A 16,811-nucleotide genomic window follows, 5' to 3' on the forward strand; every position below is an offset into this window, starting at 1 on the left:
GGCGCGTGGGAGACAGAAGCCTCCAACCCAAGAGGCGTGAACCCATGAAATCCAATTATATCCTCCGGACGTCCAGTCACGTCAAATTCGCCACTTGGAGCCTTTGCTTGTCCGCAGCTGGCCTGATCTCCGCGGTTCATGCCGCGACCTTGACGTGGGACGCCAGTGGTGCGAATCCCGCCGCTCCCACCGATGGACCCGGAACCTGGGACACCACCGTTGCGAATTGGAGCAATGGCGCCGCCGATATTGCGTGGCCGGACACCGCCGCCGATGTCGCGGTGTTCGGAGCCAACAACGGAGCGGCGGGCTCCATCACCGTGGACATGGTGACCGTCAACGGCATCACCTTCAATGCGGCAGGATCGGGAACCTACGAGCTTGCCGGTGGCATGGTGACCCTTGACGGCACCACGCCGACGCTTACCGCGAATGTCGATGCCACGATCGCTTCCCCCATCGCAGGCACCGTGGGGCTGACGAAGGCCGGAACCGGCATCCTCACCCTTTCCGGCATCAACTTCTACTCCGGCAGCACGGCGGTCACTGCGGGGACGCTCACGGTGAAACAACCGGGAACCGCGGTTGGCACTGTCGCCGGCCAGGTCCTTGGCGCGGATGACGTTTCGATCAACTCGTCCGGCACCCTTTACATCGACGACGAAGGCAACGGCACGGCCGCGGGCGAACGAATTCTTTCCGTTGGCAACACCATCACGGGGACGGGTACGCTTCAGGCGAGGGCGAGTTCGGTGCATACCGCCGGCTGGAGCTCGGTGAACCTCACGGGCGATCTCAGCGGATTCTCCGGAACGTTCAATATCCTCGCCGGATCCACCACCAACCGCGGCAAGGCCAAGTTTACCGCGGCTTCGCAGGCGGAGGTGCTGTCCTCAAGTGCCACCGTCAACGTGGAGAACGGCGCGCAGCTCTACCTCACCCAGGGATTCAATTACGGATTCGGGATCCATTTGAATGGTGGAACCGGCGGAGAGAATTTCGGTTCGCTGCGTCTCGACAATGGTGCACTCGATGTCACGGGCGCGCTCACGCTGCATGCGGATTCCATCATCAGCGGCAACGGCAAGATCAGCGGGGCCATTGGAGAAAGCGGCGGCAGCTATCGCCTCACCAAGGTCGCCAACAACGTCACGGTCCTCACCGGCCCGAACACCTACGGCGGTGGCACGACGATCAGCGCGGGCACTGTATCAGTTGGGAATGACACCGCGCTGGGCTCCGGCGCGGTGACCATCGGCGGCGGCAATCTGTCGAACACCACGGGCGTGACGATTGCCAACAACGTCACGTTGAACAACGGCACCACCTTCACCGCCGGTAGCGGAACCCTGGCGCTGAACGGCAACATCACCGGTTCGCCCACCGGAAATTGGAACCTGACAGCGACCAACAAGATCACCCTGGCGGGGACCAACAGCACCACGAGCACGGGAAATTTCGCCGGATTCATCGTCACCGGTGCCGGTGGCCTGGACATCACGGGATCGACCACGGTCAACGGGGCCGCCGCCAACCAGCAGTCCGGCTACCTCAGCCATGCGGGGAACTCCACCCTCACGGTGAAATCGACTGGATCGCTCGCCATCAACGGCACGACCAACGCGAGCTTTCCCAACTCCATCGTCGGCCAGAACGCGGCGGGGACCAGCACGCTGGTCGTGGACGGCGGTGGCCTGACCATCGGCGCAAACACCGGATTCGCGCTGGGCAACAACGTGGCAACCGCCACCGGTGTGCTGACGGTTTCCTCCGGCATCGCCACGATCAACCGCGGCAGCACGACGGCCGCGGATATCCGGTCGTTTATCGCCCTGGGCCGGGACCTGGCAAGCGGCACGATCAACCTCAACGGTGGCATCCTGGCCACCGATCGCAACTTTGTCCGCGATGGCAGCGGCGGTGCCAACGGCGGCACGGCGAATTTCGTCTTCGGCGGGGGCACGCTCAAGGCGCTGGCTGACCAAGCCGACTGGCTGAATTCATCGCTGATCAACACCAACCAGCAGGCGCTTTCGTCGGTGACGACCACTTCGGCGGCGTCCACCATCGACGCCAACGGCTTCGCCGTCGGCATCAACAACGCCATCAGCGGCGGTGGCGGCTTCAACATCAACAGCACCACGGGCACGGGCACCGTCACCTTCACCGGCACCAACACCTACTCGGGTGACACGACCGTGACCGCCGGGATTCTCGCCGTGGATGGTGATGCCATTGCAGATGCCAACAAGCTCGTCATCAACGGCGGCAAGGTGGATCCGATGGGTGGCACCGAGGTGGTGGACAAGCTCTTCTTCGGCACCGTCCAACAGCCCGCCGGAACCTATAGCGCCGTAGCCGGGCCCGGAGTCGAATTTGTCAATACCGACCGCTTCATCGGCACCGGCGTCGTGGAAGTGACCGCCGGCCCTGGCGGCTACTCCGCCTGGCGGGATGCCTATGCTCCCGGCCAAGGAATGGACCTCGACCATGATAACGACGGTGTCGATAACGGCATCGAATACTTCATGGGCCAAACCGGCTCCACCTTCACCGCCAATCCGGCTCCCGCGGGTGGAATCGTCACCTGGCCCATGGGCGCCACCTACACCGGCGTCTATGGCACCGACTATGAAGTGCAATACTCCACCGACCTCGTCTTTTGGACACAGGCTCCCATCGGCACGGGCGACAACACCGTGACCGTTTACCCCGGACCCACGCCAGCCCGTTCGGTCGCTTACGACGTACCCAGCGGCGGAAAAAGCTTCGTCCGTCTTGTCGTCACCAACTGATCCCTAAGCGGCTCAGCCGTTCGCCGGAGGTCCTTCCAAGCGGGCCTCCGGCATTCCAACCCGGCACGGCCTCGGTCATTCAATCTGTGCCACTTGACCGGTCTGGTCACTTACGGCCAACCCTCCTCGATCGCAAAAAAACCCGTGAAAAACACCAATCACCTCCCCTTGCGAAGCGCCTCCGATCCGGGTGTTCTCCTCTGTAGTCTTGTCTTCTCGCTTGCCGGAACGCTTTCACCTATTCACGCGGCATCCTTGACCTGGGACTCCAGCGGGGCAAATCCCCTCGCTCCCGTGGACGGGGCTGGCACTTGGAACACTGCCGTCGTGAACTGGAGTGACGGGCTTGCGGACGTCCTCTGGCCGAACACGAACGCCGACATCGCGATCTTCGGCGCGAACAATGGGGCGGCGGGCACGATCGCCGTCGGAACGGTCACCGCCAACGGCATCACCTTCAACGCGGCCGGCTCGGGCAGCTACGCGCTCTCCGGTGGTACGATCACCTTCGGCGGCACCACTCCCACCATCACGGCCAATGTGGATGCCTCCATCGGGTCCCAGCTCTCGGGGGGCGCCGGGCTCACCAAGGAAGGCACCGGCATCCTCACCCTCTCCAGCGCCACCAACAACTACACCGGCGGCACCACCGTCAACGCCGGCACCCTGCGGATCACCGCCACCGCCGCGCTTCAGGGAGCGACCACGGTGAATCCCAGCGGCACCCTCCTGCTCAATGCCGGCAACGTGACCTACGCCAACACCTTCGGCGGATCAGGGACGGTCAATGTCACCACCGGCAACGGCGACGTGACGCTCAGCGGCGCGATGAGCGGCTTCAGCGGCACGCTGGATCTCAACCAAAGCGTCGGCAGCGCCAGCAAGACCCGCTTCACCACCACCCAGGCGAACCTGATCTCGAGCGGCGCGACCATCAAGGTGCGTGCAGGCACCACGCTCTATCTCAACCAGGGCCTCAACTACGGTGCCGCCGTCCAACTGTATGGCGCGGGAAACTCCGAGAACCTCGGCGCGCTCCGACTCGAAGCCGCCGCGAACCAGACCGGCTCCGTCACGCTGTTTGGAAACTCCTTCATCGGAGCCAATGCCAGCGCCGCCACCATCAGCGGCGCGATCGGCCAGAGCGGAGGCAGCTACGGCTTCACCAAGCTGGGCAACAACACCCTCACGCTCTCCAACGCGGCGAACTCCTACACCGGCGGCACCACCGTCACCAGCGGCACGCTTTCGCTCGGAAATGCCACCGCGCTGGCTGGCACCGGCAACCTCACGATGTCGGGCGGGTCGTTTTCCAACGCGGTCGCCGCGAGCTTGTCGAACAACATCACCCTGAACAACGCCAGCACCTTCACCTCCACGGGCGGAACCCTGGCGCTCAATGGCAACATCACGGGCTCCCCCAACGGCAACTGGAACCTGACGGCGACCAACAAGATCACCTTGGGCGGGTCCAACAGCATCACGAACTCGGGAAATTTCGCCGGGCTCATTGTCACCGGTGCCGGCGGCGTGGACGTCACCGGATCGACGACGATCAACGGAGCCGCCGCCAACCAGGAAAGCGGCTATCTCAGCCTTGCCGGAAACTCCGCCATCACGGTGAAATCGACCGGATCGCTCGCCATCAACGGCACATCCAACGCCGGTAAGCCCAACTCCATCATCGGTCAGAACGCGGCGGGAACCAGCACGCTCCTCTTGGACGGCGGCACCCTCACCATCGGCGGCAACACCGGCTTCGCGCTCGGCAACAATGTTACCACCGCCACCGGTGTGCTAACGGTTTCCTCCGGCACCGCCACGATCAACCGCGGCAGCACAACGGCCACGGATATCCGGTCGTTCGTTGCCTTGGGTCGGGACCTCGCAAACGGCACGATCAACCTCAACGGCGGCATCCTGGCCACCGACCGCAACTTTGTCCGCGATGGCAGCGGCGGTGCCAACGGTGGCACGGCGAATTTCGTCTTCGGCGGGGGCACGCTCAAAGCGTTGGCCAACCAGGCCGACTGGCTGAATTCATCGCTGATCAACACCAACCAGCAGGCGCTTTCGTCGGTGACGACCACTTCGGCGGCGTCCACCATCGACGCCAACGGCTTCGCCGTCGGCATCAACAGCGCGATCAGCGGGGCGGGGGGCTTTACCGTCATTGACAGCAGCGGCAGCGGCTACGGAGTCGTCACCTTCGGCGGGGTGAACACCTACAACGGGGCGACCGCGGTCAACAGCGGCAAGCTCGAGCTCGGCGTCAACGGCTCGATCAACAATACCAGCGGGGTTTCACTCGGCAATGGCGGCACCTTCGATGTCTCCGCGAAAGCCGGCGGCTACACGGTGAACAAACTGACAGGCTCCGGTGACGTGATCGGGTCCCTGACGGTCTCGACCCAACTGGCGATCGGCAATTCGCCGGGAACGACCAGCTTCGACGATCTCGCGCTGGGAACGGGCGCGACCTATACCTACGAGCTTACCGGCGGCGGAACCGCGGCCGATCTTGGCAACGTGTCCGGCACCCTCACCCTGGTCTCCGGTACCATCCTGGATCTGGTGCAGCTCGGAACCTACACGATGGGGAACAAGTTCACCTTGTTCGGATACGCCACGGGTTCCCTTGCCGGGACCTTCAGTGACACCGGCAACGTGGAGCTCAACGACGGCGACACCTTCTCGGACGCGGGCGGCCTCTGGCAGATCGACTACGACGACACGACCGCCGGCCTCAATGGGGGCATCGGCACGCGTTTCGTGACGGTCACCGCGGTGCCGGAGCCCGGAGCCGCCTTGCTGGGCGGGCTGGGAATGCTGGCCTTCCTGCACCGCCGCAGACGCTGACTTCCTCAGTCCGCTCCAAATCAACTCACACTCCACGGACCAGACATCCGGAATCATTTTTCCCAATCTGCTGATCGGCCGCATCCACCTGCTTAATGGGTTTTGCAGGGGGACGCCGCGGAGGAAGCGCTGCCTGCCGCGGTTCCGTCTCGGGTTGACGGGACCGCGGCGGGCTCATTAGCTCGTCAATGCTTGTCCCCGCATCATGATCCGCATTTTGCTACCGCTCCTCGTTTTCATCTCGATCTTCATCGCGGTCGCGGATGAGGGGGGCGTGCCGCCGAAGATCAAGGTGCTCATCGTCGAGGGCGTGACGAACCACGCGTGGGAGAAGCGGCTGAACATTGTTCGCGCGATCCTCGCCAAGGATGGTTCGTTCGACGTGGACTTCACCGTCAGCCCCAGCGCCGCGGGCGATCCGGCGTGGGCGACGTGGCGGCCGAAGTTCCGCGACTACGATGTCGTGATTTCCGGCTACAACAACCTTGGTGGCTTGCCGTCGTGGCCGCAGGAGGTGAAGGACTCATTCTTCGCCTACGTGCATGGCGGCGGCGGCTTCTACGCCTTCCACGAGGCGAACAATTCCTTCGCCGAGTGGCCGCAATACAACCAGATCATCGGCCTCGGTTGGCGCGACAAGAGCTTCGGGAAAGCCATCACAGTGAATGCCGACAGCAGTCTCAACGAGATCCTTGCCGGCGCGGGAGAGAATACCAACCACGGTGCCCGCCAGGACGTGCTGGTCACCAAGCGTGGCACCCATCCCATCCATGCTGGCCTGCCCGCGACCTGGATGGTGGCGGACATTGAGGTCTATCGCTACGCCCGTGGCCCGGCGGAAAACCTGACCGTCCTTTCCTACGCTGCCGACCGCGACGGCACCCGCTTTCCCATCGACTGGACCGTGGAGTACGGCGCGGGTCGTACTTACGCCAGCAGCTACTGCCACGTCTGGGGCGATGTCGCGGAGCCGCCGGGCGCGCGCTGCGCCGCCTTCCAGACGGTCTTCCTCCGTGCCATGAAGTGGCTGGCCAAGCGCGATCCGGGCAGCGCCACTCCCGCCGACTTTCCCACGCCCGCGGCCACTTCGCTGCGCTCCTACGAGGAAGGGGTCAGCGGCCTCGACTCCGCGCCCGCGGTCAGTCCTTTCAACAACGGCATCCTACCGACCAAACCGACACCGGTGAACAGCGTTGCTGTCGAGCAGGCCTTCGCGAATCTATCACTGGACTCGCCGATCCAGGTCACTCCATTTCCCGGCTCCTCCGACCTGCTGGTGGCCGAGACCGACGGTCGCCTCTACCGGGTTCCGGACGACGACGCCACCACCACCCGCACCCTGCTCCTCGATATCCGCGACCGGGCTTGGTACTACAACTGGACGACCAACGACAACGGCACCAAGCACGGCGGCATGCAGACCTTCGCCCTGCACCCGCGCTTCGGGAAAGGAGAGGGGAGGGACTTCATCTACATTTTCTACCTGCACAACGAGGACGACGCCGCGACCGCTAGCACGCCCTACTACGACCGGCTGTCGCGTTTCACCTGGAACGCCGGGGGCGCGGCCTTCGATGCGGCCAGCGAGCTGATCCTCATCAACCAGTACGACACCACCAAAGGACACGATGGTGGTGGCTTGGTCTTCGGGCCGGACGGTTTTCTCTACATCGCTTACGGCGACGAGGGCATCCAGGGCACCGGGGCCGCCGGCTACACCCAGATGCTCGATGGGCGCGTGCGCTCCGGCGTCTGGCGGATCGATGTGGACCAACAGGGCGGCAGCGTCAGTCATCCCATCATCCGCCAGCCTTACAATGCCTCGCCGTCGCATGGCTCCTACACGCAGGGATATTTCATCCCGAACGACAACCCGTGGGTGAATCCGGACGGCTCGGTGATGGAGGAATTCTACGCCATTGGCCTGCGCCAGCCGCACCGGATGACCCACGATGCGGCGACTGGCTTCTGGATTGGCGACGTGGGCCACGAGTCCCGCGAGGAGGTCGACGTGGTGGATGCCCCCGGCCTGAACTTCCAGTGGAACTACAAGGAAGGAAACGCCGCGGGATTCCGCGCTGCGCCGGTCCCCCTGATCGGCACCGAACGCGCGCCGGTCTTTGACTACAGCCACTCCGGCGCCGACTCGCTCGGCAACTGCGTGATCGGCGGCTACGTGTATCGCGGCACCGCCATCCCCTTCCTCCAAGGGAAGTACATCTTCGGCGACAACGGCTCCCAAGGAATCCACGCGCTCGACTACAATACTAGTACGAAGACTGCGAACTCGGTGACGCGGATCGGCCAGGCCCGCAGTGGCAACATCTGGACCGGCATCTCTTCCTTCGGCCATGATGCGGACGGTGAGTTGTTCGTCACGCAAATGGGTGCCGGCCAGGCCGGCAACGGCCGAATCTTCCGCATCATGCCGGACACCGGCACCATCCAGAACTCGATCTTTCCCGCGACGCTGTCTGCCACCGGTCTCTTCACGAATGTGGCGACGCTTGCGACGATTCCGGCGCTGATTCCCTACGAGGTGAACATGCCGCTGTGGTCGGACGGCACTGAAAAGCAGCGCTGGATGATGATCCCCGGCGATGGCACGCCGAACATGCCCGCCGAACGCATCACCTACAGCGGCAGCGGGCGGTGGAACCTGCCAGTCGGCTCGGTGCTGGTGAAGCATTTCGCCCTGCCCGGCGGAGTGAAGCTGGAGACCCGCTTGCTGGTCCGCGGCAGCGATGGCGAGTGGGGTGGCGTCACCTACAAGTGGCGCGCCGATGGCAGCGAGGCCGATTTGTTAGAGGAAGGCGCGAACGAAACGATGGTCATCGGCGGCGACCCGGTCGATTACCTGTATCCAGCCCGCACCCAGTGCAACACCTGCCACTCGACGCTCGCCGGCGGCGTGCTCGGACTCAGCACCCGCCAGCTCAATCGCAGCCTCACCTACGCCACCGGACGCACCGTGAACCAGATCGAGACGCTCAGCGAACTGGGCTTCATCGAATCCGCGGTGAGCGAGGTTTCGCTGCGCAACGCCCTGGCTTCCTCCGACCGTGCCGACGAATCGGTCGGAGACGAGGACTTCGTCCGCGCCTACCTCGACAGCAACTGTTCCCACTGCCACTTGCCCGGTGGCAATCGCGCGAACTTCGACGCCCGGCTCACCACGCCGCTCGCGTTTCAGAATCTCCTCTGCGGCGTGGTGAATGACGACCTCGGCATCGACGGCGCGGCGGTGATCAAGCCCGGCCTTACTGGCCAATCCATGCTGCTCAGCCGCATGAACACCATCGCCGGCCACCGCATGCCGCCGATCGGCCGCGGGCGCATCGATCAGGAAGCAGTCGTCCGCCTCGCAAACTGGATCTCGGGCATGGAGGTGGATTCATGCGCCGGTCCGCAGGGTAGCCTCGCCGCCTTGGAGAGCCAGGCCATCGGCAATGGCAACCAGCCCGCCACGACCGTGGCCGCGGACACGTGGCACTCGAACATGGTCATCAACAAGACCGAGACCTTCACCAACACCACCGGCGCGACGCTCGACATCACCTTCGACCGCTTCCTGTTCCATGCCTCCGCCGTCACCGGCACGCCGCTCACGCCCTTCGTCGTAAGGGTAAATGCCGGCACCAACAACTTCACCGTCCGCGCCATTGGCGACACGGTCACGACGCATGCCCTTGGCGCGAACGACCTGCCCTTCGCCGCCACACCGGTGACCCTCGCGCTCGCCGCGGGCGAAACCATCGCGATGGGCTTCCTCGATGCCTATCCCAATGGCTCCGGCGCCGCTGGGGCGGGGGATATCTCTTGGGACACCGTCGCGACCGCCGACTCGATCCACTACTCGGGTGCTTCCGGCGTGAACGGCTCCTTCAGCGTCACGGTCGGGTCTGCGCCGGACTTCGGCTCGACGGTCAACACCACCTTCGGGCGGAACTACTACTACTCCATTACTTTCCTCAAGCCGTGGCGCATCGGCAACGAGCACTCGCCCGGCGCGTCGCCCGCCGCCGACACCTGGGCATCGAACATGATCATCAACGAGACCGACACCTTCACCAACGATACCGGAGTGCTGCTCAACATCACCGTGGACCGCTTCCTCTTCCACGCTGCGGCGGTCACCGGCACGCCGCTCACGCCCTTTGTGGTGAGGGTGAATGGCGACAACAACTTCACCGTGGTCGCGGTGGGAAGCACCGTGACGAGCCACGTCACCGGCGCGAACAACGTGTCCTTCTCTGCCTTTCCCGTGCCGCTGACCCTGGCTCCAGGCGAAACGATCGCAATGGGCTTCCTCGATGCCAATGCCGATGGTTCCGGCGCTTCCGGTGCGGGGGTGGTCGCCTTCAACTCGTCCGCTCCCGCCGACCAGATCCACTACTCGGGCGGCAGCGCGACCGGCAATTCCGGCAGCGTGGCCGTCGGCCTCGCGCCCGGCTTCGGGTCATCCATCACCACCACCTTCGGGCGCAACTACTTCTTCTCGATCACCATCACCCCGACGGTTGACGAGTCCGACATGGACGACGACGGCTTGCCCGACACCTGGGAACGCGCCTATGCTGCCGAGCTTGGCTTGTTAGAGCCGGGTAGGGACAGCGATGGCGACGGCTTCGCCGACGAGGACGAGCGCCAGATGGGCACTCATCCGCTCGATGCCACCAGTCGATTGCAGGTCATCGAGTGGCGGCCGGATGCCGCGGGCCAGTTCGTCCTCGGTTCCTTTTCCTCCATCCCCGGCCGCAGCTATCGCTTGCTGGTATCCGACGATCTCACCACATGGACCGACCGCGGAGTGATCCGCGCCGCCCATTGGCCGGCCAGCGAAACCCCGTTCGAACTCGATCCAGGTGAAGCCTTGCCCGGAAAACTTTTCATCAAGGTTGCCACCCTTGGCGATTGATTGACCCATAAACTGAGAACCGCCCTCATCCTGGTGTCTCCGCTTGTCGGATGCGCGCAGTCTATTCGAGGACCCGCCTTCATCCACCCTTGACCCGTTTGCCTCATAGAACCTGAGTCGACCGGCCCCCTAGTCGGTCTGCGGGAGATCCGCCCGACGACTGGAGGTAGCCACGTCACCGTCTCGCTGGCCATTCGCAACAGCCCCTGCGTTTCCGATGCCACGCGGGAGATGACCCAGAAACATGAGCGTCGGTGGGCGGAATCGGCTGCCACGACTTAACCAACGGATGCCTGGCTATTCGGCAAGCGAAATGCAATCAAGGGAGTTCCGCGACGTTCAGGTCTTCGACCGGTCGAACGGCGACGAGGTGATCTTCGAGGTCAATCCAGCCGTGTCCACCCGCAACCAGGCTCCCGCAGGCACGCTCTACTTCGGCGCGGGCATCCAGCAGGACAGCATGAACGGCTTCGAGCTCCGGCTCGACAATCTCTTCGTTTCGACCGCGCCGATCGATCCCGGAACTGGCATTGCGCCGGCCGATCCGGCGATCACCGCGGTGTTCTTCGAAGGTGGCGATCTGAAGGTCACCTTCAGCCCCGGCGGTGCCGGTTTCATCCTCACGTCGTCGAACAACCTGATCGCTCCCTTCGCCGAGCAATCGGCCGCCACTTACGATGGAGTCGGCACTTTCACGGTCCCGGCCCCCGCATTGAACCCCGGTCGCGATTTCTTCCGCGTTGAAACCGCGCCCTGAGCACTCCTCGAAACTAAGAAACCTATGAACAGAGCTCCCATCATCCTCACTTCCCTCCTGCCCGCCCTTGGCACGGCTGAATCACCTCGGCACCCTCGACAACCGCTACAGCTTCGACGGCCCGTCGGACTCCCACGGCCAGTCGTTTACCACCGGGACTACCGGCACGCTGGAATACCTCCACATGGCCTACCGCTTGGCCCGTTGACGGCGCTTCGCTTCCAAGACCACCGTCCCCTCGGCGGACAGTGCCGTGTCGCCCATTAAAGTGGTTGAACTGAGTTTCGGCGAGTATAGTCGGCCTCCGAAGTTGCCGCTCCGCGTTCGAAGGGATCTAATGGGACAGCTGAAAAGCAAGCCACTCCCGCCCGGCCCTCAAGCTTCATTTCATTGTCTGAGTTCGTCGCGAAATCCTTTTGGAGGCGGCGTTAATAAAGACAGCCCGCGGCCGGTAATTCCGCGTGTCTTAGCGCGGAAGTGGCGGCGGAATCAAAGGGCTTCTTCAGCAAACTTTTCGGTTGGTGAGCAAAAATGATTCCCAGTGGGCTGTACCGACGAACTTCTCGGCCGCTCAAGTCGCATCGCGGACTTCTGCGCCGGAGCATAGTGTATCCGGCCGCGGTCAAATCTGACGAGAGTGGCGCGCGGCGATCCAGCCGCACAAAAGCTTAGACCGTGCTTACGGCTGCTTGTGGGTGTAAGGTCCGGTGGCCGGCCTCCACAAGCAATTGGATCGCCTTTACTATCGCGTGTCCATAGACCAATAGTTGAGGATGTGAGACCCCAGCTGACCAAGACCATCGAAATCACACAGTTCGTGGATCTCGCTGACATCGAGCCCATGCTCTTCGAAAAGCCCTACTATCTGGAACCGGAAAAGCGGGGACGGAAGGCCTATGTGCTGCTGCGTGAGACTTTGCGGCAGACGGGCAAGGCAGGTATCGCCCGGGTGGTGATCCGCACCCGCGAGTATCTCGTGGCGATGTTTGTGCGGGACGATGCGATCATTCTGGAGGTCATGCGATTCCCGGAGGAACTCCGGCCGCCGTCCAAGCTGGACCTGCCGGCAAGCGATGACGCCCAACTGCAACCGAGTGCCAAGGAGCTGGATCTCGCGAAGCACCTCGTTGAGAACATGACCGAAGAGTGGGACCCGGCGATGCGCCACGATGAGTATCAGGCGGCATTGCTAGCCTATGTGGAGCATAAGGTCGCCAGTGGTGCTACCGCCGCAGTGAAAGGTGGCGAACGCGACAGGGATGGCAGCGTTACCGCGAATAACACGATCGAACTTGCAGCTTACCTCGAGAAGAGCCTGTTGGAGAAGAAGCCGTCAAAGGTAACGGCGAAAAGGACGGCAGCTGAAAAGGCAGGTAACAAAAGCTGCGGCGAAAAAGGCCGCCAAGAAGTCGGCTTGATCATGAATGACCACGACTACGAGCGGGCGAACGAAGAAGATCGTCTTCACTTCATCCAATGCGCTGGCAAGTGGTTTGATTGCCGCGACCTCGCTGAAGTCCTTTCGCACCAAGAGCAGAGCCGGCGAATGAAATGGCAGCCGAGCCGCCCGCAGGTGTTTGAACATACTTGTAAGGGAAGCGATCGGCGGTGTTACCCCGCGACTAACACCGCACCGTCGATGATGATATCGACGGCCGGCGATAACTTGATCGCCGGGGAATCATCGAGCGTCCTCCCGCAGGCTCCCGCTCCCTCATCGCTACTTGCTTGTCTGCAGGCCGCGGAGGATCAGGTCGAGTCCCGCTTCGAACTGGCGGTCGGCGTCTGGCGCGAAGAGCTGCTCGAGGACCGCGGTCGCGCGCGGATAGGGTCTGGTGGCTCCAGCGAGTTCGGCCAGGTTCCGGCCTTGGGTGGGGCGCAGCTCCTCGATCTCCCACAGGCAATAGGCTCGCACGTAGAGCCGAAGTGTCTGATAGGCCACGGCCTGAGCCACGGGAGCGAGCCCTGCCTCGGCCAACGCCGAAAGGGCTGATTCAATCAGCGGCAACGCACTCGTGGGCGGGGTCGGCCGGGTCATGGCGACGCGAAAGAGATTCGGCTGCTCTTGGGCGAAGGCCCGGAAACCGCGGCAGATCGCTTTGAGCCGGCTCTTCCAAGATCCCTTCGCAGGCGGCGAGGGAAGGCGGCTCATCGTGAGGCTCGTCGCGGCATCCAAGATCGCTTCCTTGTTAGGAAAATGGTTGTAGAGGGCCATCGCCTTTACGCCCAGCACTTCCCCCAAGCGGCGCATGGTGAGTGCCGCTTCGCCCTCGGTGAGGATGAGCTGCAGGGCCGCTTCGGCCACCTCTTGCGGGGTGAGCGATTCGCCCGCCGCGGGACGGCCGGGTCCCTTCTTCGGCTTCCGCTTCGGGTTCTGCGTGAGGTCTTGTGGCTCTTTCATAATGAGGCGTTCGGCTTGTCGGATGGGTTCAATGGCTTAGGCCACTGCCCTTTTGCCAAGGTCAGCCCGATCCGTAAAGATACAAGGTAAAGATTTTTTGTTGACGACGTATATTTACGCCGTATGGTTCGCTCATGACTCGCACATATTCGAGCCCAACATGGTCCCCTACCGGGCGGCGCGTCCGCTCGCTCACGCTTGCCGCGGCGTGCCTGCCGCTCGCCAGCTGCATGGTCGGACCGAACTACACGCCTCCGACGCCGGACATGCCGGCGGCCTATGGAGAACTCCATGGCGCTGCTGCGACGGCGTCGTATACGACGAGCAACGGCGAGGCGGCCTGGTGGCGCCGCTTCAACGATCCCGAGCTTGTATCCCTGGTCGGCCGGGCGGTCGCCGCGAACAACAACCTGGAGGTGGCCGAGGCAAAAGTGCGGCAGGCCCGCTCGGCGCGGGAGATCGCCCGTTCGTTCCTTTATCCGCAAATCGGCGTGGGTGCCTCGGCTCTCCGCTCCCGCGCCAGCGAGGCGGCCACCGGACTGCCGAGCGGGGGTCTGGAGGGAAACCTCTTCCAAGTCGGCTTCGATGCCGAGTGGACCGTGGATCTCTTTGGCGGGACCCGGAGGCTCGTCGAATCGGCAGCCGCCGATGAGCAGGGCGCGGAAGCCCGGCGGCGGGGAGTGGTGCTCATGGTCGCGGCCGAGACGGCGCGCGCTTACGTGGAACTTCGCGGGGCGCAGCGAGAGCTTGCAGTCGCTCGCGCCACTCTCGCGGACCAAGTCGAGACGCACGAGGTGACCGAGGATCGCCACGCCAACGGGCTGGCATCGAAACTGGAAGTCGTGCGGGCCAGAACCGAGGTCGAGGTCACCGCCGCGGAGATTCCCTCCATCCAGCAGGCCATCCGCGCGTATGTGCACGTGCTTTCAACGCTCATGTCGCTGGAACCGACGGCTCTCGATGGAGAGCTGGCTGCCACCGCCCCCATTCCTGCCGTGCCCCAGCGGATCTCAGTGGGAGTGCCGTCCGATATTCTGCGCCGCCGGCCGGACGTCCAGGCGGCGGAGCGGCAGATCGCCAGCGCGACCGCCCAAGTGGGAGTGGCGACGGCAGAGCTGTTCCCGAAGGTGAAGCTGGGGGCGTCCGGTGGGCTGTCCAGCCGCGAAACCGGCGATCTTCTCAACGGAAACTCGACCGGTGCCTCGAGCACCCACTACCTGGCGGGACCAGCGGTCAATTGGACGCTCTTCGATGCCCATCAACCGGCAGATGAAGAACTTTACCCCAACCCGCCGCCATCGGTTCTAACGATCTGAGGGACATCCCATTCATGTCGTTTCTACGGTTGAAATTTTGATATCCCCGGTGCTGTCATGATTTGAGGGGCGGAAGAACCTGCCAGTAAGGCAGGGCTTCCCGTTTCGGGACGGACTTGTGGTAAAAATCGAAGTAGACCCGCACGTGTTCGTGACCCATGTCGGACTTGAGCGCGTCGAGATCGTTTTCAACGGCAAGGGTGTAGCTGCCGAACGAATGCCTCAGTGCGTCCTGCTTCTCGCTACCATTAATTCCCGCTTCGCGCCTCACGCGGGTCGCCTTCTGAATCCATCTGGCAGGTGCGACTTTGCCCGACCGCTTTGGTTCGGGAGTTTCCTCCATCCATGCCTTTAGAGTCGGGTTAATGCGGATATTTCGCCGGCGTGCTTTTTTTGCAACTGACGGACCAATGCGGATGTTCAGTAGCTCAAGTGAGATGTCTTCCCAGCGGATCTTCGCGGCTTCGTCGGGACGAACGCCAGCAAAGGCCATCAGGGCGAAGACTGGCGCGCAGCCTGCACATGCCTTGTCGAGCCCGGACGGGTAGTCGCGACACGCATCCATCAACCGCCGGAGTTCCTCGGGAGTGTAGATGCTCACGTCTCCCGCATGATCGGGGCGCCTTTCGACATGAACACGTTTGGCTGGATTTTCGTCCAAAGTCCCGGTTTTCACACAATCGCCCAGCACGGTCCGAACATAGCCGAGCCCGTTTTTCCATCGCGTTTTGCCGGACGTTGTTTCATCGAGTGCGGAGGCGATTGAATCAGGTGTGATGTCACAGACATTCATGGCCATAAACCCATCAGGTAGCGCCTTTCGCCAGTTTCGGAAGTCCAGCAGGGTGCGCACGCGGTGATTCGGTCGCCTCGCTACCGCGGAGGCCCAAGCAACGGAAAGGGTCGGTGCCTTTGCCCTCGCATCGTGGTGGGATGCGTAGAATCTTGCGCATTGGGTTAGGCTGACGCCAAACGGCTGCAGAATCTCTTCCGCCGAAACTGCATCCTCTGCCAATGCATGACGGATTGATGCGCTTTTCTCCCGGCGACCTTCAGCGACGGCCCTGAGTCTCTGGGCTTCGGCTTTTGCCCCGTCTCGTGTTCCGAAGTAGCGACGTCTAAGTTTGCCTGTATCCGAGATCGACGCCGGCACGTGCAGGAGCCATCCCTTTGGGGTGTTGTTGATTTTGAAGGATGCTTTTCTCGCCACGTCGCGGATGGTGCACTATCGCAGTAATTTGTCGAAAAATCCCCGAATTGGACCAAATAAACCAAGAATGGCTGTTAATAGCGCTTGGTTTTAGCGGATGTAGATCGGTTTGCAAAACCGCTATTCGAGGGTTCGATTCCCTCCTCCGCCTCCATACTGAAGACCAATCAGTTAAGGTGAGTCTTCAGTGGGGTTGCCAACGGCAATAGTAACGCCGGTCCAGTCCAGGGAAGTCCGGAAAGGTCCCGCTGGGAGAGGGTGACCAGCATCGTCGAAACGAAGGACAAGCAGGCGATGTTCTTTATCACCGCGTCCTTCATCGCCGGCAGTGTAGCATCTGCGAGGCTTCGATTTCGTGAAAAGGTTTCTGGATGCTGTGGGTCCAGCAATCCGGCTCACCCCAGAGCGACCGTGGGCAGGGAAGCTCGCTTCCGCTTCACAATCCTGCTGTTCGTGTCCCCGTTATGGGGACTATGCAGAATGGCGCTAACTTAAGGCGGATTTGTGAGCCGTGATGAACTACTGGCATTCTAGTAGCTGCTTGCAAACAATGAC

General features: G+C 62.8%; 8 protein-coding genes and 1 pseudogene. 7 read left to right on the plus strand and 2 right to left on the minus strand.

All coding sequences use genetic code 11. The features are described 5' to 3' along the window. The first annotated feature begins 44 nt into the window (after nt 1-44). The 6 genes and pseudogenes from OKA05_RS24465 to ku all read left to right on the plus strand — a co-directional run. A complete protein-coding gene (locus OKA05_RS24465; protein WP_264489838.1) occupies nt 45-2,795 on the plus strand; it encodes a beta strand repeat-containing protein in 2,751 nt (916 codons plus the stop codon). A gap of 255 nt (nt 2,796-3,050) precedes the next feature. Continuing rightward, nucleotides 3,051-5,654 (plus strand): beta strand repeat-containing protein, encoded by a 2,604-nt coding sequence (locus tag OKA05_RS24470; protein ID WP_264489839.1) that lies wholly within the window; start codon nt 3,051-3,053, stop codon nt 5,652-5,654. Nucleotides 5,655-5,859: 205 nt separating this feature from the next. Further along, nucleotides 5,860-10,572, plus strand: a complete 4,713-nt coding sequence (locus OKA05_RS24475) for a ThuA domain-containing protein (RefSeq protein WP_264489840.1) — start codon at nt 5,860-5,862, stop codon at nt 10,570-10,572. A gap of 313 nt (nt 10,573-10,885) precedes the next feature. Next, nucleotides 10,886-11,329: a hypothetical protein gene (locus OKA05_RS24480; RefSeq protein ID WP_264489841.1), complete on the plus strand. Its 444-nt coding sequence runs from the start codon at nt 10,886-10,888 to the stop codon at nt 11,327-11,329. Nucleotides 11,330-11,396: 67 nt separating this feature from the next. Next, complete coding sequence (locus tag OKA05_RS24485) at nt 11,397-11,537, plus strand: hypothetical protein (protein WP_264489842.1); 141 nt, start codon at nt 11,397-11,399, stop codon at nt 11,535-11,537. 567 nt (nt 11,538-12,104) lie between these two features. Continuing rightward, nucleotides 12,105-12,635: pseudogene (gene ku / locus OKA05_RS29570) on the plus strand (non-homologous end joining protein Ku); the annotation flags it as partial. Between the two features lie 414 nt (nt 12,636-13,049). Here ku and OKA05_RS29510 read toward each other — a convergent pair. Beyond that, entirely contained in the window at nt 13,050-13,730 is a 681-nt protein-coding gene (locus tag OKA05_RS29510) for a TetR/AcrR family transcriptional regulator (RefSeq protein ID WP_369335613.1), read from the minus strand. A 134-nt stretch (nt 13,731-13,864) separates the two neighbouring features. On the opposite strand from OKA05_RS29510, the gene OKA05_RS24495 reads away from it, so the two are divergent. After that, nucleotides 13,865-15,046, plus strand: a complete 1,182-nt coding sequence (locus OKA05_RS24495; RefSeq protein ID WP_264489844.1) for an efflux transporter outer membrane subunit — start codon at nt 13,865-13,867, stop codon at nt 15,044-15,046. Between the two features lie 55 nt (nt 15,047-15,101). On the opposite strand, the gene OKA05_RS24500 is transcribed toward OKA05_RS24495, so the two are convergent. Beyond that, on the minus strand, nt 15,102-15,899 hold the full coding sequence (locus OKA05_RS24500) for a tyrosine-type recombinase/integrase (RefSeq protein ID WP_264489845.1): 798 nt from the start codon (nt 15,897-15,899) through the stop codon (nt 15,102-15,104). Nucleotides 15,900-16,811: the final 912 nt, after the last annotated feature.

The organism is Luteolibacter arcticus (assembly GCF_025950235.1).
Classification (GTDB): Bacteria; Verrucomicrobiota; Verrucomicrobiia; order Verrucomicrobiales; family Akkermansiaceae; genus Haloferula; species Haloferula arctica.

Coding starts and splice junctions, on each gene's coding strand:
- OKA05_RS24475 (WP_264489840.1), top strand. CDS start 5,860: ATGATCCGCATTTTGCTACCGCTCCTCGTTTTCATCTCGATCTTCATC.
- OKA05_RS24495 (WP_264489844.1), top strand. CDS start 13,865: ATGACTCGCACATATTCGAGCCCAACATGGTCCCCTACCGGGCGGCGC.
- OKA05_RS24480 (WP_264489841.1), top strand. CDS start 10,886: ATGCAATCAAGGGAGTTCCGCGACGTTCAGGTCTTCGACCGGTCGAAC.
- OKA05_RS29510 (WP_369335613.1), bottom strand. CDS start 13,730: ATGAAAGAGCCACAAGACCTCACGCAGAACCCGAAGCGGAAGCCGAAG.
- OKA05_RS24465 (WP_264489838.1), top strand. CDS start 45: ATGAAATCCAATTATATCCTCCGGACGTCCAGTCACGTCAAATTCGCC.